General features: G+C 54.5%; 26 protein-coding genes. 16 read left to right on the top strand and 10 right to left on the bottom strand.

What is annotated here, in order from left to right:
* Positions 1 to 270: 270 nt before the first annotated feature.
* On the top strand, positions 271 to 1,185 hold the full coding sequence (gene feaR / locus ABIE29_RS06655) for a transcriptional regulator FeaR (protein ID WP_429617387.1): 915 nt from the start codon (positions 271 to 273) through the stop codon (positions 1,183 to 1,185).
* A gap of 260 nt (positions 1,186 to 1,445) precedes the next feature.
* On the opposite strand, the gene ABIE29_RS06650 is transcribed toward feaR, so the two are convergent.
* The 4 genes from ABIE29_RS06650 to ABIE29_RS06635 all read right to left on the bottom strand — a co-directional run bounded on the left by ABIE29_RS06650 (position 1,446) and on the right by ABIE29_RS06635 (position 6,553).
* Complete coding sequence (locus tag ABIE29_RS06650; protein ID WP_429617385.1) at positions 1,446 to 2,939, bottom strand: aldehyde dehydrogenase family protein; 1,494 nt, start codon at positions 2,937 to 2,939, stop codon at positions 1,446 to 1,448.
* A gap of 112 nt (positions 2,940 to 3,051) precedes the next feature.
* Positions 3,052 to 3,654, bottom strand: a complete 603-nt coding sequence (gene tehB, locus ABIE29_RS06645) for a tellurite resistance methyltransferase TehB (protein WP_429617383.1) — start codon at positions 3,652 to 3,654, stop codon at positions 3,052 to 3,054.
* A 126-nt stretch (positions 3,655 to 3,780) separates the two neighbouring features.
* Positions 3,781 to 5,460 (bottom strand): alpha-keto acid decarboxylase family protein, encoded by a 1,680-nt coding sequence (locus ABIE29_RS06640; RefSeq protein ID WP_429617381.1) that lies wholly within the window; start codon positions 5,458 to 5,460, stop codon positions 3,781 to 3,783.
* 385 nt (positions 5,461 to 5,845) lie between these two features.
* Positions 5,846 to 6,553, bottom strand: a complete 708-nt coding sequence (locus ABIE29_RS06635) for a DUF554 domain-containing protein (RefSeq protein WP_429617378.1) — start codon at positions 6,551 to 6,553, stop codon at positions 5,846 to 5,848.
* A 247-nt stretch (positions 6,554 to 6,800) separates the two neighbouring features.
* Here ABIE29_RS06635 and pagP point away from each other — a divergent pair, with 247 nt between their 5' ends.
* From pagP to ABIE29_RS06620, 3 genes are all read left to right on the top strand, one after another.
* A complete protein-coding gene (gene pagP, locus ABIE29_RS06630) occupies positions 6,801 to 7,388 on the top strand; it encodes a lipid IV(A) palmitoyltransferase PagP (RefSeq protein ID WP_429617377.1) in 588 nt (195 codons plus the stop codon).
* Between the two features lie 129 nt (positions 7,389 to 7,517).
* The gene (locus ABIE29_RS06625; RefSeq protein WP_429617376.1) at positions 7,518 to 8,009 is read left to right on the top strand and encodes a DUF2501 domain-containing protein; all 492 of its coding nucleotides are present in this window, start codon (positions 7,518 to 7,520) and stop codon (positions 8,007 to 8,009) included.
* Between the two features lie 41 nt (positions 8,010 to 8,050).
* Positions 8,051 to 8,197 carry a hypothetical protein gene (locus tag ABIE29_RS06620; protein WP_429617373.1) on the top strand — a complete coding sequence of 49 codons (147 nt, stop codon included), beginning with the start codon at positions 8,051 to 8,053 and terminating at the stop codon, positions 8,195 to 8,197.
* Here ABIE29_RS06620 and ABIE29_RS06615 read toward each other — a convergent pair whose 3' ends face one another.
* Positions 8,198 to 9,106, bottom strand: a complete 909-nt coding sequence (locus ABIE29_RS06615) for a LysR family transcriptional regulator (protein WP_429617371.1) — start codon at positions 9,104 to 9,106, stop codon at positions 8,198 to 8,200. It abuts the gene before it with no gap.
* Positions 9,107 to 9,231: 125 nt separating this feature from the next.
* On the opposite strand from ABIE29_RS06615, the gene ABIE29_RS06610 reads away from it, so the two are divergent.
* The 3 genes from ABIE29_RS06610 to ABIE29_RS06600 all read left to right on the top strand — a co-directional run bounded on the left by ABIE29_RS06610 (position 9,232) and on the right by ABIE29_RS06600 (position 11,294).
* Positions 9,232 to 10,119: a pirin family protein gene (locus ABIE29_RS06610; protein WP_429617370.1), complete on the top strand. Its 888-nt coding sequence runs from the start codon at positions 9,232 to 9,234 to the stop codon at positions 10,117 to 10,119.
* A 114-nt stretch (positions 10,120 to 10,233) separates the two neighbouring features.
* Positions 10,234 to 10,860 carry an isochorismate family cysteine hydrolase YcaC gene (gene ycaC / locus ABIE29_RS06605; RefSeq protein ID WP_065683886.1) on the top strand — a complete coding sequence of 209 codons (627 nt, stop codon included), beginning with the start codon at positions 10,234 to 10,236 and terminating at the stop codon, positions 10,858 to 10,860.
* Between the two features lie 179 nt (positions 10,861 to 11,039).
* The gene (locus ABIE29_RS06600) at positions 11,040 to 11,294 is read left to right on the top strand and encodes an ABC transporter ATP-binding protein (RefSeq protein ID WP_429617367.1); all 255 of its coding nucleotides are present in this window, start codon (positions 11,040 to 11,042) and stop codon (positions 11,292 to 11,294) included.
* 34 nt (positions 11,295 to 11,328) lie between these two features.
* On the opposite strand, the gene ABIE29_RS06595 is transcribed toward ABIE29_RS06600, so the two are convergent.
* Positions 11,329 to 12,114, bottom strand: coding sequence for a helix-turn-helix transcriptional regulator (locus ABIE29_RS06595; RefSeq protein WP_429617364.1), 786 nt, complete (start codon positions 12,112 to 12,114; stop codon positions 11,329 to 11,331).
* A gap of 119 nt (positions 12,115 to 12,233) precedes the next feature.
* Between ABIE29_RS06595 and ABIE29_RS06590 the strand changes: the two genes are divergently transcribed.
* Positions 12,234 to 13,004 carry a class I SAM-dependent methyltransferase gene (locus ABIE29_RS06590; RefSeq protein ID WP_429617362.1) on the top strand — a complete coding sequence of 257 codons (771 nt, stop codon included), beginning with the start codon at positions 12,234 to 12,236 and terminating at the stop codon, positions 13,002 to 13,004.
* Between the two features lie 42 nt (positions 13,005 to 13,046).
* Here ABIE29_RS06590 and aqpZ read toward each other — a convergent pair whose 3' ends face one another.
* Positions 13,047 to 13,742 (bottom strand): aquaporin Z, encoded by a 696-nt coding sequence (aqpZ, locus tag ABIE29_RS06585; protein ID WP_024483892.1) that lies wholly within the window; start codon positions 13,740 to 13,742, stop codon positions 13,047 to 13,049.
* Between the two features lie 428 nt (positions 13,743 to 14,170).
* Between aqpZ and ABIE29_RS06580 the strand changes: the two genes are divergently transcribed.
* Complete coding sequence (locus tag ABIE29_RS06580; RefSeq protein ID WP_429617361.1) at positions 14,171 to 15,532, top strand: esterase-like activity of phytase family protein; 1,362 nt, start codon at positions 14,171 to 14,173, stop codon at positions 15,530 to 15,532.
* A 336-nt stretch (positions 15,533 to 15,868) separates the two neighbouring features.
* Positions 15,869 to 16,150 carry a DUF1471 domain-containing protein gene (locus ABIE29_RS06575; protein ID WP_429617360.1) on the top strand — a complete coding sequence of 94 codons (282 nt, stop codon included), beginning with the start codon at positions 15,869 to 15,871 and terminating at the stop codon, positions 16,148 to 16,150.
* A gap of 287 nt (positions 16,151 to 16,437) precedes the next feature.
* Here the strand turns inward: ABIE29_RS06575 and ABIE29_RS06570 are convergent, their stop codons facing one another.
* Positions 16,438 to 16,899, bottom strand: a complete 462-nt coding sequence (locus tag ABIE29_RS06570) for a GNAT family N-acetyltransferase (RefSeq protein WP_429617358.1) — start codon at positions 16,897 to 16,899, stop codon at positions 16,438 to 16,440.
* A gap of 228 nt (positions 16,900 to 17,127) precedes the next feature.
* Between ABIE29_RS06570 and ABIE29_RS06565 the strand changes: the two genes are divergently transcribed.
* On the top strand, positions 17,128 to 17,646 hold the full coding sequence (locus tag ABIE29_RS06565; protein WP_429617357.1) for an N-acetyltransferase family protein: 519 nt from the start codon (positions 17,128 to 17,130) through the stop codon (positions 17,644 to 17,646).
* A 119-nt stretch (positions 17,647 to 17,765) separates the two neighbouring features.
* Positions 17,766 to 18,290, top strand: a complete 525-nt coding sequence (aroL, locus tag ABIE29_RS06560) for a shikimate kinase AroL (protein WP_429617356.1) — start codon at positions 17,766 to 17,768, stop codon at positions 18,288 to 18,290.
* A 108-nt stretch (positions 18,291 to 18,398) separates the two neighbouring features.
* Here aroL and ABIE29_RS06555 read toward each other — a convergent pair whose 3' ends face one another.
* Positions 18,399 to 19,118: an AraC family transcriptional regulator gene (locus ABIE29_RS06555; RefSeq protein WP_429617354.1), complete on the bottom strand. Its 720-nt coding sequence runs from the start codon at positions 19,116 to 19,118 to the stop codon at positions 18,399 to 18,401.
* Between the two features lie 101 nt (positions 19,119 to 19,219).
* On the opposite strand from ABIE29_RS06555, the gene ABIE29_RS06550 reads away from it, so the two are divergent.
* From ABIE29_RS06550 to ppnP, 3 genes are all read left to right on the top strand, one after another.
* The gene (locus ABIE29_RS06550; protein WP_429617351.1) at positions 19,220 to 19,609 is read left to right on the top strand and encodes a nuclear transport factor 2 family protein; all 390 of its coding nucleotides are present in this window, start codon (positions 19,220 to 19,222) and stop codon (positions 19,607 to 19,609) included.
* 58 nt (positions 19,610 to 19,667) lie between these two features.
* The gene (locus ABIE29_RS06545) at positions 19,668 to 19,862 is read left to right on the top strand and encodes a YaiA family protein (RefSeq protein ID WP_429617349.1); all 195 of its coding nucleotides are present in this window, start codon (positions 19,668 to 19,670) and stop codon (positions 19,860 to 19,862) included.
* 184 nt (positions 19,863 to 20,046) lie between these two features.
* Positions 20,047 to 20,337, top strand: a complete 291-nt coding sequence (gene ppnP, locus ABIE29_RS06540; RefSeq protein WP_021180225.1) for a pyrimidine/purine nucleoside phosphorylase — start codon at positions 20,047 to 20,049, stop codon at positions 20,335 to 20,337.
* 74 nt (positions 20,338 to 20,411) lie between these two features.
* Here the strand turns inward: ppnP and rdgC are convergent, their stop codons facing one another.
* Positions 20,412 to 21,323 (bottom strand): recombination-associated protein RdgC, encoded by a 912-nt coding sequence (gene rdgC, locus ABIE29_RS06535; protein ID WP_021805520.1) that lies wholly within the window; start codon positions 21,321 to 21,323, stop codon positions 20,412 to 20,414.
* 240 nt (positions 21,324 to 21,563) lie between these two features.
* On the opposite strand from rdgC, the gene mak reads away from it, so the two are divergent.
* A complete protein-coding gene (gene mak, locus ABIE29_RS06530) occupies positions 21,564 to 22,472 on the top strand; it encodes a fructokinase (protein WP_429617347.1) in 909 nt (302 codons plus the stop codon).
* Positions 22,473 to 22,514: the final 42 nt, after the last annotated feature.

Raw genomic sequence — 22,514 nt, 5'->3', positions numbered from 1 at the left:
CTATGGATGGTGCCGTACCTTTTCCTCTTGGTATTCTCTTCTTCCGTCTTTCTACGATTATTAATATTAATTATCCCCGCAACGAAAATTATCTTCTATCTGTAGTTTGTGATCGCTGCATCAACCCCCCCCGAACAATGTTGTGCATATGTTGGTGATTTGTTATGTTTTCTTTCCTGACTGATGCCCAAATCGCCGCAGATACCGGGGCATGCAGCTCAGTACGATAAGCCTGTTCTCTTTTGTTACATATGTTTCAAGGGGTTAATCATGGCAGTCTCTACCCGGCTCGCTGATGCCAGTTTTGAACAGTGGTTAGATCAAATCAATTCTGCCTGTGGCCGGTTTTGTGCCAAAACCCTGGCGCCTGGGTTTGCCGGTGCGATCCAGGAGTTCCACTCCCATGCATTACGCCTGAGCGTGGTTGATGCTGCCCAGACCCGGCTTTACCGCACCCACCGAGAAGTAGAGCAGAGTGACGGTTGCCACTTTTTTACCGTATTCCAACTGCGTGGCCAGTCGGTTATGGAGCAGGGCGATCGGCAGGCGGTGCTGTCTGCCGGGGATATCACCCTGATCGACGCCGCACGGCCCAGCAGCTTTACCTACCAACAGGGTTCCCGCCAGTTATCACTGTTGCTACCACGCAGTTATCTCGAGCAGCAGTTGTGCTTTACCGATCTGCCCGGTGCGCGGCGCATTGCTGCCGATACGGCGGTGGCCAAACTCAGCCAGCAACTGGTATTGGGCAGTATGCAGAATACGCAGATGAGCCGCCTGGAAAGCGAAGCGGTACTTAACGCCGTGGCCACCTTGTTACAACCAGCCCTGATGGAGCAAGATGAGGGGCAAGATAGCCATGAGCGCATTTTTACCCGTTCGCTGGCGTTTATCGACCAGCATATTCAGTCTGAACAGCTGCGCCCTGAATGGGTTGCCAGTGAGATCGGCGTCTCTGTGCGTAGCCTGTACCGGCTATTTGCCCGCAAGGGGCTGGTGGTGGCGCAGTACATTAAAAACCGTCGTCTGGATCTCTGTGCCCAGGTTTTGCGCCAGGCAAAGGAGCGGCAAAAGCTGGCCAATATAGGTTATGACTGGGGATTTACCGATCACAGCCATTTCTCCACCGCCTTCAAGGCCCGTTTTGGCGTCTCGCCGAGTGCATACCGCAAGCAGTATCTGTAACATGCCAACCGAGTGGGTGCACGCTTTGCTCAAACCTTGGAACTTCTTCGATGAAACGCCAACGCTGGATCTGAATGGGCAAAAGCAGCAGTGAGCCGTTGGGGTCAATAATCGCAGGTGTTACAGGTTAACTTCCGTACTTGACCACCGCGCCGTACAAGCCCCCTCTCCTTTTTGGGGGAACAGCGATATCGGGTGACGGCTACTAGCACGGGGGCGAATGAGAATTCGCCCCCGTGACTCTTTCAATGTAATGCTAACTAATAGCGAATACACACCGATTTGGATTCGGTATAGGCATCCAACCAGTCCGGGCCGAAATCACGGCCGCTGCCAGACTGCTTGAAGCCGCCAAATGGCATATTGGCATCAATTAATGTATGAGTGTTGACCCACACCGTACCCGCCTGAATGCGTGGCGTATAAGCCATGGCCGCTTGCAGGCTGGTGGTCCACAGGCTGGCCGTCAGGCCATAGTCGGTATCATTGGCCTTCTGCAGCGCCTCCTCGGCATCCGCCACGCGGATCAGGTTGACGACCGGGCCAAACACCTCTTCCCGCGTCAGGTTCAGACTATCGTCTGGATTGATCACCAGCGTTGGGGGAATATAGAAGCCTTGTAAGTCAGGCCCGGCGGCACCGGTAATCAATTCGGCGCTTTTGTTTCTGGCATCATCCAGATAGGCGGCCACCTTGTTACGGTGCTCTTTGGACACCAGCGGGTTGATCTGGGCATTGCCATCCATCCCTGGCCCGACAGAAAGCGACTTCACTGCCTGCTCAAAACCGGCGACCAGCCGATCGTAAATCGGTGCTTCAATATAGATACGTGAGCTGGCGGCGCAGACCTGCCCCTGGTTGAGGAAACTGCCAGCCATCAACCCTTCGATCACCTGTTGCAGATCGGCATCTTTCAGCACGATGGCCGGGTTTTTACCGCCCAGTTCTAACGTGACGCGGGTTAAGCGATCCGCCGCCGCGCGTGCGATCCCTTTACCCACCGGCGTGGAGCCGGTAAAGCTCACTTTGGTGATGAGCGGATGTTCCGTCAGCGCCTTGCCGCAGATAGCTCCCTTGCCGGTCACCACGTTAAACACGCCCGGTGGCACGCCAGCTTCGCTGGCTAGTTCCGCTATACGCAGCAGGGTAAGCGGCGTAGTTTCAGACGGTTTGATGACGATGGAACAGCCCGCGGCCAGCGCTGGCATCACCTTCCACATGCCGATCAGCAGCGGGAAGTTCCAGGGGACAATCCCGGCCACTACGCCGATCGGCTCCTTGCGGGTATAGACCTGATATTTGGCTCCCGGCGGCATCGGAATGGAGACATCCAGGGTTTGGCCGACGATCTTGGTGGTCAGCCCGGCGGTATAGCGCATCCAGTTCAGCGTGCAACCCACTTCAAAGGCGCGGGAGATGTTGATGGATTTCCCCTGTTCCAGGGTTTCCAACTGGGCCAGCTCCTCGGCGTGTTGCTCAACCAGATCGGCGAAGCGCAGTAAAATGCGCTCACGTTCGGCGGGCAGGCGCTGCGCCCAAACGCCAGCGGTAAAGGCCCGATGGGCCGAGGTGACCGCCAGCGCCACGTCGGCTGCGTTGGCATCAGCGGTGCAGGAGATTTGTTTGCCGTCGGCTGGGTTATAGACCGCCAGCCGCGATTCGGCCTGTGAGGTTTGCCACTGGCCATTGATATACAGGCCGTGCTGACGATCGAGGAAACGGACTACGCTGTCCAGTATGGTCACATTAGGCATACGCCCTCCTAAGGGGAATAAACGGATCGTTACCCTTAACAGTTTATAGCGTTATGCCCAACGCGGTTTTAATCTGCCTGACATTTGGTTTGTACTGCGTGACACTGGCGGACTATTTACGCGCCAGCAAGGTGGCGAAACGCAGTTTGATGCGGTTGCCCTCGGCATCTACGCGGTGCAGCTCGCCGGGGTTCTCGTTATATTTGATGATGTCCCAATCCTGATAATAGTCTGCTAACTCATCCGGTTTGAAGGTGAATGAGAAGGGCACCGTGCAGGGGTAATCTGGCGTATCCATGGCCGCGACGATCAGGTTGTAGCCCCCTTTAACCGTGCTGTCTTGCATATTGCGCACGATATGCGGGATCTGCTGGCGATCCAGGAACATAAACACCACGGTCGACAGGATAAAGTCGTACTGGCCGCTAAAGCGATGGGTATTGAGATCCTGCTCGCTGGCGTTGATGTGTGAAAGCTGCTCGGTTGCTATGATCTGGTTTATCGCGGCGATCGATGCCGCGTTTTTGTCCCAGGCGGTAACATCAAAACCTTTCAGGTTGAGATACAGCGAATTGCGACCGCTGCCACAGCCCAGATCCAGCGTCTTGCCGGGCGCGATCAGCCTGGCTGCCTCAAGGACTTCGGAATGGGTGGCCGTCAGGGAGTATTTTTGGGTGTAGTAGTTTTCTGGCAGGGTGGTCTGCTGATCCATCATGGTGTTCCTCTATATTTGATGTATGTAAAATACATCTTTATTGGCCTTTTGCCTAGCCGTTGAGAGGAGCACAGTATACCCGTTCAGCCTGGCCTGGCGGAATCCTTGCGCCAGGCCCTGGTTTTATCAGGCAATGCGCCTTGGGTTGTGCAGCCCAAAGTTAAAGCTATTGCAGCGGCGGCAGAACTCTTTCATCACCGGTGGGGAATCCATCATCGGTAATTTCACCTCGATAAACGCCAACTGGTCCTGACGCGAAGCCTGCTCCAGCGCCATCTCCAGCTGTTGGCCGGTTTCTACCGTGACACAAAACGCCTGGCTCTGCGGGCTTAGTACCGCCGGGAGTTTGGCGTAATCCCACGAGCCAATATCGTTATAAGACGACGTTTCGCCAAGGATATGGCGCTCAATGGTGTAACCGTCGTTATTGATCAGAAAGACGATCGGTTTTTGCTCATGGCGTAACAGTGTTGAGAGTTCCTGGGCGGTGAGCTGGAAGGAGCCATCACCAATAAACAGCAACTGCCGCCGTTGTGGAGCGGCCATCATCGTGCCGAGCAATGCCGGTAAGGTATAGCCGATCGATCCCCAAATCGGTTGGTTGATCACGGTAACGCCGCTTGGCATCCGCATGCCGCCGATCGCTGCGCCAGAAGTGCCATTTTCAACGACCAGCACGTCATCCACCTGAATAAAGCGTTTGATCCGTTGCCAGAAATAGCCCTGATCGAGTGGCGCGTTGCTCGGCGTAGCCAGTTTTTGCTGTGGATCGGGTAGCTGAGTCAGTGGTATCGGATTAGTGATAGGGGCTTTATCCAGCAGGTCTTGCAGCAGCTCGCTAGCCGTTACCGCTGGATAGGAGAGGTTATCCAGCTTCAACGAATAGGGCTGAATATCCACCACCGCCTGCGCCGGGATCTGTTGGCTGAAATAACCGGTAGTGGAATCTACCAGGCGCACGCCAAAGCTGAGGATGCAATCTGACTGGGCCATCAACTCAAACAACTCGGGGCGCGACAGATCGCCGCCGTAGCCACCTTGCCAACCCGGAGTGTTCTCCGAGATCGCGCATTTTGCCGTGGGCATATTGGTTAACGGGATGGCGAATTTATCCGCCAGTGCTAACACCTGCGCCTGAAGCTGGTACCGTTCGACCATCTGATCTATCAGGATGATTGGCCGTTTAGCAAGGTTAATTCGTTCGAGCAGGGCTGCGCTGGCAAGTTGAAGATGGCTGGCGTCGCTGCTCGGTAAGCGGTAGGGGACGGGATTATCGGCAACCTCAATTTCCACTTCACAAATGTCTGAGGGGAGTTGCAGGTAAACGGGCTTCTTGCGTTGCCAGGCGCAGGCGATAACCCGCGGGATCTCCGTTGCGGCATTTTCCGGGGTGATAAGCGCCTGTGCCACGGTGAACTGCCGGAAACAGCTCATCACGTTATCAAAATTGCCGTCTGCCAGGGAGTGGTGCAGCAGCGCATGGCCCTGCATGGCGTGCAGCGGTGGCGTGCCCGCAATGCAAATCACCGGGGCCGATTCCGCGTAGGCACCGGCAATGCCGGAAAGAGCCGCCAGATCGCCCACGCCATAGGTGGTGATCAACGCTCCGGCGCCTTTGAGGCGGGCATAGCCATCGGCGGCGTAAGCGGCGTTCAGCTCGTTGCAGTTGCCAATAAATTCGCAGCCTGGGTCATGCTCGATGGTTTCCAGTAGTGCCAGGTTGTAATCGCCGGGCACGCCGTAGATGCGGTCGACTTTCAGGACGCGCAGCTGTTGCAGGATGAATGAACCTATGGTGATCCTCATTGATTGCTCCACATTCACGTCAATTTATTGTTATTTAACCGTGCGCAGCAGGGAACGGCTGGCGATGTCGCACGGTTAATCGTTGAAAATGCGAGTCGCTTGTAGGGCGTCAGCATTAACAGTTGGTGAAAGTGATGGCTTGTTCAAGTTGAGCGGACTTGGGAGATTATTGCGGATCGTATCAAGGAGTTTACGACCCTAAAGGGGTATCAAAGGCGGTTCTCGCAGGGGGATGGTACTTTTCTTGCGCTGATGGCCGCTGAAAATTGCGGCAATGGCCGAAGGAAAGCGCCAGGCGGGTACTTTCCGCTTTCTCCACTTTTCTCCTGGCTGGGCGTCAATTTTTCGCTACGCCAGGAGGAAGATAATTTAGGGGGGGTGGCGTTCAGAAGAACATCACCCAAGCCGCCGAAATCGGCATCGCCAACACCAATGCTGGCAGCATATTCGCTACCGGAAACAGCTTGATACCGCAGATGCGCAAGCCGGTGGCTAACATCATCAACCCGCCAACGGCAGAGAAATCGGCCTGCATGGCCGGAGTAGTCAGCGGCAAAATGAACACGGCACCAAACGCCAGCGCTAACTGGATGACCAACTGCGGGACGGCGATCAGCGCTACGGCCAGGCCAAGCGTGGAAGCAAAAATCACGGCGGTAAACAGATCGAGGAAAGATTTGGCGATCAGCACGCTGGCATCCCCGGTCATTCCTTCGTGCATTGAGCCAAAGATACCGGTGCCGCTGGCGCAAAACAGTACGATAATGGCGACATACGCCTCCAGAAATTCTTTCTGATCCCCTCTGACACCGCCTTTGGGGGCCATCAGATTACGGGCCCAGCCACCGATGCGGCTGATGCCCCGTTCGATGTAGCAAAGCTCGCCAAACAGTGCTCCCAGCACCAGTGCCAATACCATAACCGGCATATGAGCCACCTTACCGATCAGCACGACACCCATCCCCATCGAGGTAATACCAAAGGTCATTGGCAATGCCAGGCGTACCCGCTCCGGCAGCCTATGACCCAACATTGCCCCTGCAATGCCCCCGGCCAATATTGCTGCGCCATTAATAAATGGACCGATAACCATACCCACTCCCGGAAAATAAAACCTAAGGGTCCTCCATAAGCCGTTGAGGTGCAAGCAGGATAACCGGAGTTTTCTGAAAGACAACGTGTAGACAGGTGCATAACTTGCGATAGCGCGCCGCTGGGTGCCAAACTTAACCGTCTCTCAACGGGGGGTGATAAAAACATCGGGTCAGTGAGATACGGCTTGCTCAAGATAGGACGATCGGTAAAAATCGCCGGCTTTGATTTTTACAGGGGTTGCAAAGATGATGGTTAAAAGGATCTTTTTAGCTGGCTGGTTGGCGTTGATATTTCCTGCACTGCCTTCATACGCCGAGGTTAGTGCAGAAAATAGCAATATGCGTGTTGAAGACCCGGGTTGGTGGGGGCGTTTTACCGGCAACGTGGCGGAAACCTGGAACAACTCGCCCAATAAGGAGCTCTATCTCCCGGCGATCACCTGGCATAACCGCTGGACCTACGACAAGGAAAAGACCGACGAGTACAACGAGCGCCCCTGGGGAGCAGGCTATGGCATCTCGCGGTTTGATGCCGATGGGGATTGGCACGCGATCTACGTTATGGCGTTCAAGGACTCTTTTAACAAGTGGGAACCGATTGGCGGTTATGCCTACGAGAATATCTGGCGACCGATTGAAGGGCAGGATTTTCGTCTGGGGCTGGGGTTTACCGCCAGCGTGACTGCGCGTGACAACTGGAAATATATCCCGATCCCCGCGCCGCTGCCTTTGGCGTCTATCGGCTATAAGCAACTGACCTTCCAGGCCACCTATATTCCGGGTACTTACAATAATGGCAACGTGTTCTTCGCCTGGTTACGTTGGCAGTTCTGACGACTTGCCTGAATTCTGAAAAATGCGCTGCGGCCCGAATAAAAGGAACTTGTTGGCTGGCACGGCGTCCGAGTTAAGCATGGGTTTAATTGCATCGTCATTTTGAAGTTAAATAGGGATCTTACCGTTATGAATACCCCATATCGCTTATTGTTGGCCCTGAGTTTGACCACGGTAATGGCTGCGGGCAGCGCCCAGGCCGCCGGGTTGATGGACTCCCTCAGCAGTGCCGCCACTGAACTGAGTAAATCGGGCGGCAGCACCAGTAATGGCGGCATGTCGCTGTCTGCGCTCAGCGGATTACTCAACGGCGGTGATAAAGCGCTGAGTTCCTCCAGCATGACCAACGCGGCAGGGATATTGCAGTACTGTGTGCAGAATAACGTGCTGTCGGCGAACGGCAGCGAAGCGGTGAAGGACCAACTGCTGAATAAACTGGGCATCACCAGCGCGGCCAATGCCAAGAGCGAAGATTATCAGCAAGGGCTGGGGGGCCTGTTGAATACCGGCAAGGGCAACACGTTGGATCTCAATAGCCTTGGCACCTCGCAAATTACCGAGAAGGTGAAGCAGAAAGCCTGCGATCTGGTGCTGAAACAGGGCAAATCCTTTATTTCCTGATCCCTTTGGGGGCTGCATCCAGTAAAAAATAACCCGCTGGCATGGGGCTAGAATTCACTATCACCGATCGGATGAATTGGTCTGGCCCTTCCTCTGAAAAGGTCAATGGTCGCTTACCATTGGGCCTGTCTGCCACAGAGAAGGCCCTGCGCGATCCAGACGGCAATGCAATCGAAATCACCGCCTGATCATGTTTCCTCCAGGGTGGCGAACTGCTGAGCCAGAAAATCGATCAGCAGCCGAACCGCTGGCAGCATGCCACGGCGTGAAGGATAGACAATGTGGATCACGCCGCCCTGAGGTTGCCAGCCGGGCAACAGCTGTAGCAGGTCGCCCCGCAGGATCTCGTCGTGCATCATCATGGTCGGTAGTTGAACGATACCGGCCCCGGCAATTGCCGCGGTACGCAGCATCAGCATATCATCGGTGACCAGTCTGGGTTGATGCTCCCACTGGAATGTCTGCCCTTGCGGGCCGCTGAGTTGCCATTGATGCTGCGTTCTGGCCGGGCCAAGATCGAGCGTTGGGTAATTCTGTAGTCCAACGGGTGAATCGATAGCCCCTATGGTACGTACCAATGCCGGGCTGGCTGCGATGCACCAGCGGCGCTGAGCCAGGATTTTCAATACCAGGTCGCTGTCTTCTAACGGCGGTGGCCTGACGCGAACCGCCAGATCCAACCCTTCACCCACCACATCGACCCGGCGGTTGGTTGCTTCCAGATGCACCGTCACCCGCGGATAATCCGCCATAAACCGGGCCACCATGCTACCGATACGCGTATGCAACATCGCCACCGGGCAAGACATGCGTACCGTGCCGCAAGGCTCCGCCCGGGTCTGTTCGATCGCCTGCTGTGCCGCTTCGGCCTCAACCAGCATCGCCTTGCAGTGCACGTAATAGCTTTGCCCCAAATCGGTCACCGAGAAACGCCGGGTTGAACGCTGGATCAGGCGTACACCGAGTCGTTCTTCCAACTGCGCCACGCGGCGGCTGAGTTTCGATTTGGGAATGCCAAGCGCACGCCCAGCGGGGGCAAAGCCCTGATGGTCCACCACGCTGGCAAAGAAATACAGATCGTTCAGGTCTGTCTGCATCGGTGCCCTTATCGTTCTATTGATAGAACACTGAGTGTATATCTTGCCGACTACTGCGGCAAATCGCCTTGGATTAAACTTCTGTCATCAACGTAAGGCCGCGTGGCCTGCAACAGGAGTTTAAGATGAAAAAGATCCTTGGTGTTTATAACAGCCCGGAAGCTCACTGGGTCGGCAACGGTTTTCTGGTGAATTCCCTGTTCTCGTATAACGAGCTGGGGGCAGAGATGAGCCCGTTCCTGCTGCTGGATCATGCTGCGCCAACCAAGTTCCGTGCGGCCAGTGGTCGCCGTGGCGTAGGGCAGCATCCTCATCGCGGGTTTGAAACGGTCACTATCGTCTATCAGGGCGAAGTAGAGCATCGTGATTCCACCGGCAGCGGTGGGGTGATCGGCCCTGGCGATGTGCAGTGGATGACGGCGGCCTCGGGCATTTTGCACGAAGAGTTTCATTCCAAAGACTTTGCGCATAAAGGGGGCACCATAGAAATGGTGCAACTGTGGGTCAACCTGCCTGCCAAAGACAAAATGGCGGCACCGGGTTACCAGACTTTGCTGAACCAGGATATCCCCGTCGTGCCCCTGGCGGATAACGCCGGGCAGGTCAGGGTGATAGCCGGGAACTATGGCGGTCATGCTGGCCCAGCGCGTACCTTCAGCCCGATCAACGTGTGGGATATGAAGCTGAACGCCGGGCATACCACTACCTTGCAGGTGGAGGAAGGGCATACGCTGGCCGTGGTAATGCTGCATGGGGCGATTCTGGTCAACGGCGAGCAGATTGTGCGGGAAACGCAAATGGTGCTGCTGGATCGCGCTGGCGATGCCATCACGATTGAGGCCAACAATGATGTCAGCCTGCTGGTGCTGAGCGGCGAGCCTATCGATGAACCCATCGTCGGTTACGGCCCCTTTGTGATGAACAGCGAGGCGGAGATCCAGCAGGCTTTCCGTGATTTCAACAGCGGTCAGTTTGGCGCGATGCCGCTGACTACCGCAGGCAGCAATCAGTAACCTCGGTGTCCCGATACGGAAAACGTTCTCCGTATCGGGCACCTACTTAAAGACAACCTCTGTATCGTGGCCCTATTCGTCGGGCCGATCTTACCCTTAGGAAGGAGTTGTAACATGACTGCAAATTACAAGCGTCTCGATAAAGACCAGGCCGCCGTGCTGTTGGTGGATCATCAAGCTGGGTTGCTATCACTGGTACGCGATATCGATCCCGATCGTTTCAAGAATAACGTATTGGCTCTGGGTGACCTGGCGAAATACTTCAATCTGCCGACAATCCTGACCACCAGTTTTGAAACTGGCCCCAATGGTCCTTTGGTGCCCGAGTTAAAGGCCCAGTTCCCAGATGCACCTTATATCGCACGCCCTGGTCAGATTAACGCCTGGGACAATGAAGATTTCGTTAAGGCGGTTAAAGCCACTGGCCGCAAACAGCTGATTATTGCTGGCGTAGTGACGGAGGTCTGCGTGGCGTTCCCGGCACTGTCGGCACTGGCTGAAGGCTTTGAGGTCTTTGTGGTGACCGATGCCTCCGGCACCTTTAACGAGTTGACGCGGCAATCCGCATGGAGCCGCATGGAAGCCGAAGGGGCGCAGTTAATGACCTGGTTCGGGGTGGCTTGCGAATTGCACCGTGACTGGCGTAATGACATCGAAGGCTTGGGGACGCTGTTTGCCAACCATATTCCAGATTATCGTAACCTGATGACTAGCTACAGTGCGCTGACCTCAGGCAAGTGATCGGTGTGGCGCAGCTGCCAAGCTGCGCCCTGTTCCAATAAAATTTCTCCCCCACTCCCGGTCCCTCTCTTTGCTCTACGGGCAACGTATTGAAATTTACGCTTCTTTACTGAGAAAGCGATTGAAAATGCAGCGGTATTTCCACATATAATGGAATGTTAATTTCACAAGGAGCGCGTATGGGAATCAGTGAAGAAGAAGCACTCCGCCGGCTGAGTCTAGAGAAAAATGCCGTCGGCAATTCGGCGAAATGGGTGGCGATTGTTTCAGCCGCTTACTTTGCCATGATGGTGTTTTATGGTCATCCCACTGGCGTATTGGCCATGTCCGGTGCCATTTTTGTCGTTTCCATCACCACCTGGCTGAAGAAACGCCAGAAAGTCAAAGCCTACCGCCAGGTTCTGGCGAAGATTGACAGTGACCAAACCCCCTAACGCCGTTTGCGGCGGGGAGCAAGCAGTCACCGGGCTAGCATAACGGCATTAACATAACCAACTTCAACCCGCTGTGCTCCGCCGGGTAGAAGGTCACCTGTTGAAAATGCCGTTCCCCTTGCTGTGGGTGGCTGAAGGTGCGTTCGCCGCCTTCACGGGCCATGACGTCCTGCTGCTTCCACCAATGATGAAAAGCTTCGCTGTTGTGGGTCATATTGCGCACAAAGGCGCGTATCTCTTCCGTTCCCTGATGATGGCTGGTTTCGGCACGAAACTCGGCTACCACTCGTCGAGCCCGATTTTCCCAGTCACTGACCAGCACCTTCGCCTGAGGGTGAAAAAACATGAAGTGCAGCAGATTGGGGGTTTTTGCCTGCTTTAGCCAATCGCAAAACAGCTCCTCCGCCTGTGGGTTCCAGGCCATCATATTCCAGGTGAGATCGAGCAGATAGCAGGGCACGGTCATTTGGTGCACGCTTTTCAGCACGGCGGCATTAACCGTTTCCTGCGGCTGTTCTTTTTCAGGATCGGTGATATGTGCCAGGGTGAAAAGGTAGTGCCGCTCGGCATGGCCCAGCCGTAACGCGGTGGCGATGCGTGCCAGCGTATAGGGGGAAATCGACACCTCGCGCCCCTGTTCTATCCAGGTATACCAGGTGGCGCTGATGCCGCTGATTTGTGCCAGCTCTTCACGGCGTAAACCACTGGTGCGGCGACGTGTGGCGGTGGGCAGGCCCAGCATTTCTGGCGTGATCCGCTCGCGGTGCGCACGTAAAAAGGCACCAAGGGCTTTCTGGCTGGAAATTGCGTCTGATTCCATTAGGGTGGTACCTGTTTATACTAGGATAACTGCTCATATTGTACCCGTATAGCTGCTTGATTATAGTCATTACCAGCCATCTCGGCACCGGCATAAGCCAGATAATAATGGGAGCAGCTATGAGCATCAGCAACAGCCATAAAAATGCGGTCGACCGCCAGTTTGGCGAACAGGCCAATGCCTACCTGACCAGTGCGGTACATGCGCAAGGGAAAGACCTGCAACGCCTGGCCAAGCTGTTGGCAGGCAGTTCCGATGCCCGCTTGCTCGATCTGGGGTGTGGGGCAGGGCACGCCAGCTTTACCGCTGCGGCCCATGTCGGGCAGGTGGTGGCGTACGATCTGTCGGCGCAGATGCTGACGGTGGTCGGCAACGCGGCACAGGAAAAGGGATTGACGAATATTCAGGTGCAGCAGGGCGTGGCGGAGTCCTTACCCTTTGATGATGCCAGCTTTGACGTGGTGATCAGCCGTTACTCGGCGCACCATTGGCACGATGTGGGGCGAGCACTGCGTGAAGTTAAACGGGTGTTGAAACCAGGCGGGCGAGCCATCTTTATGGATGTGGTTTCCCCGGGGCATCCTTTATTGGATATCTATCTGCAAACGGTCGAAGTGCTGCGGGATACTTCGCACGTGCGCAACTATGCTCCGGGTGAGTGGCTGAGTATGTTTACCGAGTCTGGGTTGCTGGTGCGGAAGGTAACGGCCGATCGCCTGGATTTGGAGTTCAGCAGTTGGGTGGCCCGGATGCGTACGCCTGAACATTTTGTCACGGCGATCCGTGCATTACAGCAGGGGGTGGCAGAAGATGTTCACCAACATTTTGCCATTCAGGACGACGGCTCATTTACCAGTGACATCATGATGTTTGAAGCCGTGAAAGGATAATATTTCAGGGCAGCCGCTGCGGGCTGCCCTGAAAATCCATGCTTACTTCTTGTCTTCCAACAGGCAACGGTAGATCAAACCACCGATAACACCGCCGATCAACGGCACCAGCCAGAATACCCACAGCTGTTGCAACGCCCAGGTTCCCTGGAAGATTGCCACGGCGGTACTACGTGCCGGGTTAACTGAGGTATTGGTAACAGGAATACTGATCAGGTGGATCAGCGTCAACGCCAGGCCGATGGCCAAAGGCGCAAAGCCTGCCGGTGCGCGTTTATCTGTCGCACCATGGATCACAATCAGGAAGAATGCGGTCAACACTAATTCAATAACGATGGCGGCCTGCAAAGAATAGCCACCCGGTGAATGCTCACCGTAGCCGTTAGAAGCAAAACCGCTGGCAGTTGCATCAAAACCGGTTTTACCGCTGGCGACTAAATAAAGCACCGCGGCGGCAGCAATACCACCAATTACCTGTGCAACCACGTAGGGAATAACGTCTTTGGCAGGGAAACGGCCGCCTGCAAATAATCCCATAGTGACCGCTGGGTTAAAGTGCCCACCAGAAATATGGCCGACAGCATAGGCCATGGTTACCACGGTAAGGCCGAACGCTAAAGCAACACCAGCAAAACCAATACCTAATTGTGGAAACGCTGCGGCCAGCACTGCGCTGCCACAACCACCGAACACCAACCAAAAAGTACCGAAAAATTCGGCAAAAAGTCGCTTTGACATAAATACCATCCTGCTGGGGGAACAAACTAACGGACGTTAGCACTAAAACTATAGAGCACCTTTTTAATATTGTAGTGGTCTATAGCGTAATTTTTCGTGCGCGCACCTTCGATTACGGCCGATATTAAAGCCCTAACTTTTTATTTTGTCTATGTGAAAGCGAAGATTTTAAGAAATAATCCTAATTTTTGTTGTTTTTTTATCTCAGTGGTAGGTAATTTTCCTATTTTGCATAGGATTAATTCTCTATTTTGTTTTGCCGATAGGTAAATTCTTATTTTACAATTGGTTTTTATCGCTCAATAAGGATGGGGTGATTGTTGATTCCTATTTGTTATCGGCTATTTTTAGACTTGGCCGTCATAAAAGTGTCACCGTTGGTGGTTAGGCTTTCAGGCTGTTACTTTCCCTTACAAAGAGTTAATGCTATGAGAATCAAACCGCTTGGCGTGTTGTTGGCCTCTGTATTACCGCTGTTGTCCCATGCTGCCGATATTGGCGTTGCTCGTTACAACGTCAGCTTTCCTGATGGCGATCGTGTGGGGTATTCCGGCGCTTTTGCCAGCCGGTTTCCCAATGGGCTACCGGTAGGGATTGGCTCCGGGCTGGTATTTAATGGTCAGGAAGGGGGGGATCTACTGTTGACCACCGTGACCGATCGTGGCCCGAACGCCGATGCGCCAGCGGTCGGCAAACAGGAGGCCAAGATATTCGCCAACCCGGCTTTTGTTCCCCTATTGATGGAAATCCGTATTGGTGGCGGTAAGGCCATTGCCACCCAAGCCCGTCCTCTGCACGATGATAACGGCCCTATCAGTGGCTTGCCGCTGCCCGGCAATCTGATTGGCTCAACCAATGAAGTGGCATTGACAGATACGCTCAAGCTGTTGCCGAGTGACAAACGCGGGTTGGATACCGAAGGGATCACGCCAGACGGTAAAGGAGGCTATTGGCTGAGTGACGAATATGGCCCCTTCCTGATCCATATCGATGGTCAGGGTAAAATTCTGGCGAAATATGGTCCAACGCCGTTAGCGGGGGAGCAGGCGGTTGCCAGCGGCCTGCCAAACATCATTAAATGGCGTCAACCGAACCGGGGTTTTGAAGGCGTAACCCGTTTACCGGATGGGCGGATCCTGGCGGCGGTGCAGAGCACGCTGGATATCGATGGCAAGAGCAAAAACCAGGCGCAGTTTACCCGTCTGGTCAGCTTTGACCCTGCCAGTGGCAAAACGGCCATGTATGGTTATCCAATCGATATTGCCCACTACCAGAAAGCCAAAGATGCCAAGATTGGCGATATCGTGGCGGTCGATAATCAACACCTCCTGCTGATTGAACAGGGTAGTGACAAAGACAAGCAGATGATGAACAAGATCTATCTGGTTGATCTCAGCCAGGCCAGCGATCTGACGTCGTTCGACGGCCAGGGTAAGGCGTTGGAATTTGCTGATGCCAGCGAACTGGCCAAGCTTGGGGTGAAGCTGGCACAGAAACGTGAAGTGGTCGATCTGCGTAAGCTGGGCTGGCAGCAGGAAAAGGTGGAAGGATTGGCGCTGATCGACAACCGCACACTGGCGGTGATTAACGACAACGACTTTGGTTTGCAGGCCAAACTGGTCAACGCCGAGCCTGAAGGGAAAAAGATTGGCGACTACCAACTGGATCAGCAAGGGAAGCTGAGTTTGGCAGGTAAACCGGTAAACACGACGATTGAATTGCGGCCATTGGAACAGCCAGGTTCCTTGAGCGAACTGTGGGTGCTGACTTTGCCAGAACCATTGCGCTGAAGGGGCCCAGCCAGTTGATAGTGGAATACCTGTCGGATAATTGAGCCTGCTTTGGCCCGATTATCCGTTGGGCGGATGTTACGGCGAGGAAAAATTGCTTTAAAATAAACTGGTTTAGCTCAGTAGGCTAAATAAGGTTGTTAATCTTTTTGAATAGAGCATAAAATTTGCGCTATAAATAAAGTTATGCGCTACCAGGAAATACCCACTCTCATTTTCTCCTTATTTTGCTCACAATGATTGAGCTTCTTTACATTGGATGACGTCTGTTTTCAATGGTTAACTCATAATTAACCTCACTGAGAACGAGTTCAGATGAAAATAACGGAGTCAATCATGAAACTATTACCATGTATCGCAGCAGCACTGATCGCCACCGCTTCATTCTCTACCATGGCCGCAACCATGGGTGCCAAACAGGTTGATAGCGCCCAAGCCAGCAGCATGCAGAGCATCGGTGTGGTGTCGGTTTCCGGTATCAGCGGCTCACCCGACGACGCTATCCAAGCCTTGAAACAAAAAGCGACTCAAGACGGTGCAACGCATTATCGCATCATTGGTCTGGATAACCCCGGGGATTCCAGCGACTGGCGCGGTACTGCGGAAGTTTATCGTTAATTCATCCACGATAAATAGCTGAGCGGCCAATCAGTTGGCCAATATAAATTACCCTATGAATTTCAAGCTGCAGCTAGGCGACAAAATTACTCATTCCCAGGAGCTTGCTTTTAGTAAGTGACTGGGGTGAGTTAGTGCCGGTAACAACGCTGTAGCTTGAAAGGCGACGGGTATAGACGGCTGCGGATAATAATCTGACCAATAAAGCTGACCTGGCTTATTGACTGATTATTATCGCAGCCTTTTTGGTTCTTATTTTATGATACCCGGTTGCATTTGATTACCGATCACAGCCGTTTTTCCATCACCACCACTTCGTCGCCATATTGCTGGCGGCGTTCAATCGTCTGCCAGCCCCAACCGGCATACAATGCCTCGCTGTGATCGGTGATCAGATGCAGAACAGGATGGCCGCGCTGCTGTGCCGTGCTGACGATCGCCTGCTCCAGGCGTTGGGCAATGCCCTGCCGCCGATGATCCGGGTGCACAAAGACACCGGCCAGCCAGGGGGAGAGATCCATGCGATGATGGTCGTCACTTGGCCACAGGCTGGCCATCCCCAGCGGGCGTTCGCCATCAATCAGCAGCAGCGTCAGGAAATCTTCGCTGGGTTTGCTGCACAAAGCAAAGCGTTGGCGGGTACGTTCCAGCGTGCCGCCCCGTTGTGAGCCCCATTGGCCGAATGCCCAAGCGGCACAGACGTCGGCAAAGTGTGGGTAGTCTGTCAGCGTAACAATCTGTTGAGCCATGGTTATCCCCCGGTGTTGTGATACCAATTTAGCCTGCCAGGCTACAGCGTGGCGACTGCTTTTGGTTTTTTTCTGCGGATATCGTCCAGGAGGTCTGAAACCACCTTTGCGCTGATTATTGAATATTTAAATGAGAGTCATTATCATATAGCACTTTATGGCGCTATTGGTGATTTCTGCCTGCGGCAAAATCTGTTTAAATAGCCGGCCGCTAACCAGGAGCCAGACATGAGCCTGAAGCTACGCTTGGCGCAACGGCAGGATATTGCGCAGTTGGTCGCGGTTGAACGTTCCGCCGCCCAGCTGTTTCGCCAGCAGCCAGAGTTGCAGTTTATTGCCGAAGGTGAGGTGATGAGCCCGCAGCAGCACGTCGGTTTTATTGCCCAGCAGCGGGAGTGGGTGATGGCTAGCCCAACTGAGCAGATCGCCGGTTTTATCGCGGTGCAGCCATTTCCGCACAGCTGGCATATCGCCGAGCTTTCGGTTGCGGCCGATTGGCAGCGGCAAGGCGTGGGCAAGCGCCTGATCGAAGAGATTGCCGGGCTGGCCTTGTGCCAAGGCATGCAACGGTTAACGCTAACCACTTTCTTACAAGTGGCATGGAATGCGCCTTATTATCAGCGCCTAGGTTTTCGCATTATTCCCGTCGCACGGCTGGATGCGTATTTACAGCACCTTCTGGCGCAAGAGATGGGGCAAGGGTTGGCTGTCAATAGCCGCTGTGCCATGGAGTTTACACTATCGTAAAGATTGAAATACAGATTCAGGGCGGTATGATGCAATCATAATGTTAACGCTCGATCGACCTGCGGACAGATCCGCAGGCAATCCAATGCATTCAGTCACCGCAAAAGGGACAACCCGTAATGACACAAGCCATTTTTATGGTAGGAGCTCGCGGAGCAGGTAAAACCACGGTCGGTAGTGCATTGGCGCAGGCGCTGGGCTATCGGTTTATCGATACCGATCTGTTTATGCAGCAAACCACGCAAATGAGCGTAGCGGAAATGGTCGCACAGGTTGGTTGGCCGGGTTTTCGCCAGCGTGAAACCCAGGCCCTGCAAGCGGTAACCCAATCGTCAACCATAGTTGCCACCGGCGGCGGGGCGATCCTGGCCGAAGAGAACCGGCGCTTTATGCGTCAGCATGGCACGGTGATTTACCTGCGTGCCCCAGCCAGCGTATTGGCGCAACGGCTGGTAGAGTTTCCGGAAGAGGGCCAGCGCCCAACGCTCACTGGTCAGCCCATCGCCGAAGAAATGCTGGAAGTGTTGGCGGTACGTGAGGCGCTCTATCAGGAGGCCGCGCACCATGTTATGGACGGTACAGCTAACCCCCAGCAGGTAGTCGAGCAAATCTTGGCGGTCTTGCAAGGCGAGGCGGTAAAGTAATTTTCTCAGGTCACATCTTGTGCCACGATATCACTGACCAATCCCAACCAACCTGCTATGTGCTGTGGGGGCGCCGCATGCTGCGCCCGCTTAGCCGCAGCCGATTAACTAAGTAAAATAAAGCCCTGGCGTTATGCCAAATCGCTGACGAAAGGCGGCAATATAGGCGCTGACGTTATCATAGCCACATTCGTTGGCTACGTTAGCAACGGGCATACCGGCCGATAGCGCCTCCAACGAACGGATCACCCTGGCTTGTTGACGCCAGCGGGAAAAACTCATGCCGGTTTCCTGCATAAAGCGTCGGCTAAGGGTGCGGGGGCTTAAGCCCGCCCATGCCGCCCATTCACCTTGTTGGCGATCATTGGCGGGATCGTTCAATAAGCCATAGGCAATTCTCAGCAACCGGGCATCTTGTGGCAGCGGTAGTTGCAGCGGTTCGGCCTCCTCGCTTCGCATCTCATCGAGCAGAACCTCCACCAAACGTTGTTGCGCCATGTCGAACGGCGCAGAAAACTGTGCAATGCGTTCAACCAGCGCAGAACTTAAGGCGTTGGCGGCGGTCAGGCGTGGCGTTGCCGCCAGTGTGTTGCAGCTGGTCTCGGGTAAATAAAGGATCCAGCCGATCACCTTGCCGCAGGCCAGTGCCTGATGAGGGCAGTGGGGCGGAAGCCAGCCAAGGTTACCGGCAGTCATTGCCCACCGCTGCCCTGCGGTTTCTAACATCATCATGCCGTGGGTCAACAGATAGACCTGCCCCTGTTGATGCTGATGCCAAGGCGTCAGGTGTTTTTTAGCGTGCAACAAACGTTCGCTGTACAGTTTCATCAGGTTGGCCGATTAGCGTTATTGAATATCTTGATACGGTTATTATGCCATTGCTGATTGCCATTATGCTCTTTGGACTCTATCACACCGGAGAGAACAGCATGATTCACCAAACTCTTGTCCTTACGGCTTTACAGCAAATTGTAGCTAATCCTGAACACCAGCCTGAGCTGATTGCCAATCTGTTCAGCCGCCACTATCACCAGACGGTGGATGGTCATACGCTAGATTACCCGCAGTTTATCCAGCATATGGCCTTGCTTAAACAGATCACCTGCAGCATGCAGCTTCAGATCCTCGCCATCGCCGCCGCCGGGGAAAATGTCTTCACCCATCATTTGGTGAATATTGAAAAACGTGATGGTAGCCAGAGCCAAATTAGGGTGTTAGCCCATTTCACCGTGCGTGATGGCCAGATCCAATCCTGTGTTGAACTGACACAGTTGCTGGCCGGTGAACAGCAGGACCGGGATTTGGGGTCGCGCCAATAACTGGTATTTCAGGGGGGTTGTCTATACTTAACCGCAGGTAATCGCACAGGAGATCACTATGCCGAGTAAACCTCCCTACCCGAGAACGGCGCGTATCAAGGCCGTAGACAAGGGCGAAGCGGGCAAGCAGGTTCGTTGGTACGAGCTGCGGGCCGATCACCCCAAACCCGATACGCTGATCAGCGAGCACGAAACCGAGCGGGAAGCGCTAGACGCCAAGCGGCGTTACGAGGATGAAAACCTGGGAGAATAGCCTACGGTGTAGCGCATGGTGGCTGCTACTCAGGGTGACTAAGTTGGCCACTGAACTCATTGTTTGATCCCGCTCATGTTTTGCCGTGTGTAACGATCGCATTTCGCATCAAAAACCAGTGACAGACCCGGTTTCATCCCCCAATATGGAGATCCCTCAAAGATGATTACGCAGGTGCCAGTCTATGCTGAAAGTGAACGAGTATTTTGCCGGGAAAGTGAAGTCTATCGGTTACGATAGTAGCAGCATCGGTCGTACCAGCGTCGGGGTGATGGAAGAAGGTGAATACACCTTTGGTACCGCGCAGCCGGAAGAGATGACGGTGATCACCGGGGCATTGAAAGTGCTGTTACCGGGCGCACCGGATTGGCAGGTGTTTACGCCAGGCGAGAAGTTCTTTGTGCCTGCGCAGAGTGAATTCAACGTTCAGGTTGCCGATGCGACAGCCTATCTGTGTCGTTACTTAAGTAAATAATTCAGTGCAGTTTGGCCGGGGGGGATTTTCCCCGGCCCTCCCCAGAGGGCGCAACCTGTTGCGCCCCTTCTGTTTTAGCGTTGAGCCTCGCCCCCCAAGGCTTCGATGGTGTTGCTGATCAAGGCCGCCAGTTCGCTGGTCATCAGGATGAAGTCGGCGTCGAAACGCTGGGCAAAATCTTCACGATCGATATCGTCGTTCTGATCGCGCAGGGTGTCGGCAAACTTCAGGCGCTTGAGTGAGCCGTCGTCGGCCAGCACCAGTTGAATGCGTTCCTGCCAGTCTACCGCCAGCTTGGTTACCAGCTTGCCAGCCTCGATATGCACGGCAATCTCGTCGCTGATCAGGTTCTGCTTCTTACAGCGGATCACCCCACCTTCTTCCAGAATGGCCTTCAGTTCGGCCTCATCCTGAATGATAAAACCGGCTGGCAGTTCGCCGGAGCGGACCCATTCGGTCAGCGTCAGCTCGATCGGGCTTTCCATGGTCAAAGGTACCACCGGCAGAGAACCCAGACTCTTGCGCAGCAGCGCCAGCATATCTTCGGCACGCTTGGCGCTGGCGGCATCGACCATAATCAGATCGTTAACGGTATCGATCCACATATAGGTCTGGTTAAAACGGCTGAAAGCGCGTGGCAGCAGGCTGTGCAGCACTTCATCCTTCAGGGAGTCTTTCTCGGTTTTTTTCAGCTTGCGGTGCTGTTCGCCTTCCAGCTTTTCGATCTTGGCCTGTAGCTCTTGTTTCAGTACCGGAGAGGGCAGGATCTTCTCTTCTTTACGGGCGCAGATCATGATCTGGCCGTTAACCGCGTGCGTCAGTGCGTCGCTATGAGAGCCCATTGGGGAAACCCAGCCGGTTTTCGCCATGTCCTGGCTGCCACATGGGGTGAAGGCAAAGGCGCTGAGCTGTTTTTCCATTTCATCCGCAGTTAGCGCAACGTCGCGGCTCAAACGGTAAACCATCAAATTCTTAAACCACAGCATAATGTTATCCCAGGCTGGGCGTGCATTTGGCACGCAGATTCATCAAAAGCAGGGCGGCATAATAACGAATTGACGCTGAAAAATCGCCTCATTCCCACTGATTTGCGTCCGCTGCCGCGTTTCACACAACCAGATAGGGGAATTGCCATTGGCGTCACATTCGGTGAGCGTGGCGTGAGCCGGGCTATGCGCTACACTGGGCGGCAAGTTCGTTGTCGTGCTGAATTGGGGAGAGAAATTTTGCGTATTGGTATCGATCTGGGTGGCACCAAAATTGAAGTGATTGCGTTAGCCAACGACGGCGCGGAGCTGTTCCGCCATCGTATTGCCACGCCTCGTCATGATTATCAGCTGACGCTGGACGCTATCTGCGGGTTGGTGACGCTGGCGGAGGAAAAAACCGGCCAGCAAGGCTCGGTGGGCGTGGGGATCCCTGGGACGCTGTCGCCCTTTACCGGCCTGGTAAAAAATGCCAACTCTACCTGGCTGAATGGCCAGCCGTTGGATAAAGATCTTTCCGCCATGTTGCAACGCGAGGTGCGTCTGGCGAACGACGCCAACTGTCTGGCGGTATCGGAAGCCACCGATGGGGCCGCAGCCGGAAAACCAACCGTATTTGCGGTGATTATTGGTACTGGATGTGGGGCTGGGGTAGCGATTAATGGCCAGGTACATGCTGGGGGCAACGGTATAGCCGGCGAGTGGGGCCATAACCCGTTGCCGTGGCTGGATGAGGACGAACTGCGTTTTCGCGCCGAGGTGCCCTGTTACTGTGGCAAGCCTGGCTGTATTGAAACCTTTATCTCCGGGACTGGTTTCGCTACCGACTATGCACGATTGAGTGGTCGAGCACTGAAAGGCCACGAAATTATGGCGCTGGCTGCACAACAGGATGCGGTGGCAGAGTTGGCTATTCAGCGTTATGAAATGCGGTTGGCGAAGTCCCTGGCGCACGTGATCAATCTCTTTGATCCCGATGTGATCGTCCTGGGCGGCGGCATGAGCAACGTGGAGCGGCTGTATCAAACGGTGCCGTCACTGGTGAAACCTTGGGTATTTGGCGGCGAGTGCGAAACGCCGATCCGTAAGGCAATACACGGTGATTCCAGTGGCGTGCGCGGCGCGGCCTGGCTCTGGCCTCAGGTGTAACAAACCTCAAGCGCCTTACTCCGTAGGGGGCAGTTTGCAGCC

Source organism: Serratia sp. 2723 (assembly GCF_050434425.1).
GTDB lineage: Bacteria > Pseudomonadota > Gammaproteobacteria > Enterobacterales > Enterobacteriaceae > Chania.
Note: the sequence above shows the minus strand (reverse complement) of the source record. Positions and strands in the feature narration are given on the sequence as shown.